Below are 1090 nucleotides of genomic sequence, written 5' to 3' on the forward strand. Positions count from 1 at the left end.
AGGCGGCTTTATTACTGAGTATTTTACCTAGATGAGTTGATTTAGCGCCACGTTGGTCTTCAATATAAGCGACTTCAGTAAATGTTTTATGGGTATCTAAGCCAATGAAAAGTATGTTATGTTTTATTATGCTAGCCTCTGTTTGATAATGTTGACACATATATTAGCTCTGGTTTGTAAAACTAACCCACATTTAGAGGCTAGCACCTTGTGGGGAGTCATTGTGTCTAGGTATTTCTCTAGTTTAGAGTTGTAATCAAGTAGGATATAAATGAAAAATATTATTACAGGGATAGCTTTATGTTCATTCCCTTATTTTGCTTTCGCAGAATTAAATATAGCATCAGAAATTTTAATTGGTAAAACACAAAACAAGGTTCACTCCTCCATACAAACAGAAGTGTCAGAAGATCTTTATTCATCAGCACTAAAATCCGATTCACTTGGCCTTAGGCTTGGTATTGATATTACGGACAATTTTACAATTGAACTATCTAAACATGACCATGGAGATGTTGTTAATAACTTCATAATATCTATTCCTACTATGGCATCACCTAGCCCTTCAGGACCAATTTTTTTACCCCCAGAATTCGATACTATTGTTGAAGCTAGAATACCTATTGATCTTGAGTCGTTAAGGGTTGGCGTTAAAGGGCAAATGGAGATATTCGAAAAAGCATCTGTTAATGCTCGTTTAGGTCTTGCTCATTGGAGTTATGGTGAGTTTACTCCACAACAACTTACAAATTTAGGTGCGTCACCTAGCAGTGGAGAAAGTGGAAATGATTTTTACTATTCTTTTGGTGCCGAATATAAATTTACCAAAAATTTTTATCTTGGCTTTGAATACTCTTTATTTACTATAAATGAAAGTTCAGGTGATAAAGATTCAGTAAGTGGTTATTATAAACATGAAGTAAAAGATTTAACATTGGTATTAGGCTGGGCGTTCTAAATGCCTAACAACACGCCCTGAGGTGGACCGCAAGTATTAAAACTTGCTTTCCACCGCATATTTCAATAGAGGCGAACCTTTACTTTTTAATGCCTCTAAGTACGTTGACTCATCATACGCTGTCTTTGTTTT

Annotated in this window: 1 protein-coding gene and 1 pseudogene; one reads left to right on the top strand and one right to left on the bottom strand. The window is 35.2% G+C overall.

The window, feature by feature from the left end; genetic code table 11:
* Positions 1-130, bottom strand: a pseudogene (locus tag ESZ26_RS19045) (IS110 family transposase); the annotation flags it as partial.
* A gap of 141 nt (positions 131-271) precedes the next feature.
* Between ESZ26_RS19045 and ESZ26_RS19050 the strand changes: the two are divergent.
* Positions 272-958, top strand: coding sequence for an outer membrane beta-barrel protein (locus tag ESZ26_RS19050; RefSeq protein ID WP_146801398.1), 687 nt, complete (start codon positions 272-274; stop codon positions 956-958).
* Positions 959-1090: the final 132 nt, after the last annotated feature.

This window comes from Colwellia hornerae (assembly GCF_007954355.1).
Taxonomy (GTDB): domain Bacteria; phylum Pseudomonadota; class Gammaproteobacteria; order Enterobacterales; family Alteromonadaceae; genus Colwellia_A; species Colwellia_A hornerae.

Excerpts from the sequence above, each read along its gene's own strand:
- ESZ26_RS19050 (WP_146801398.1), top strand. The coding sequence starts at position 272 with ATGAAAAATATTATTACAGGGATAGCTTTATGTTCATTCCCTTATTTT.